The 462-nt window shown below is 59.7% G+C and carries 1 protein-coding gene; it reads left to right on the top strand.

Annotated elements, in window-relative coordinates; all coding sequences use genetic code 11:
- On the top strand, positions 1-462 hold a 462-nt coding region (locus B3E94_RS14145; RefSeq protein WP_286913994.1), incomplete at both ends, for a S1 RNA-binding domain-containing protein.

Genomic DNA, 462 nt, shown 5'->3' with positions numbered 1-462 from the left:
GCTCCCTGGTTGATGTCCGCCCTGTGCGCGACACCACCCACCTGGAAGGCAAAGAGCTGGAATTCAAGGTCATCAAGCTGGACCAGAAGCGCAACAACGTTGTCGTTTCCCGTCGCAGCGTGCTGGAAGCCGAGAACAGCGCCGAGCGCGAAGCCCTGCTGGAAACCCTGCAGGAAGGCCAACAGGTCAAAGGTATCGTCAAGAACCTCACCGACTACGGCGCCTTCGTGGACCTGGGCGGCATCGACGGCCTGCTGCACATCACCGACATGGCCTGGAAGCGCATCAAGCACCCGTCGGAAATCGTCAACGTTGGTGACGAAGTCGACGTTCGCGTTCTGAAGTTCGACCGTGAGCGCAACCGCGTTTCCCTGGGTCTGAAGCAGATGGGCGAAGATCCGTGGGTAGCTATCACTTCGCGTTACCCAGAAGGTACTCGCGTACAGGCTCGCGTTACCAACC

The organism is Pseudomonas sp. UBA6315 (assembly GCF_002438125.1).
GTDB lineage: Bacteria > Pseudomonadota > Gammaproteobacteria > Pseudomonadales > Pseudomonadaceae > Aquipseudomonas > Aquipseudomonas faucium.
This window is presented reverse-complemented; position numbering and strand designations above follow the sequence as displayed.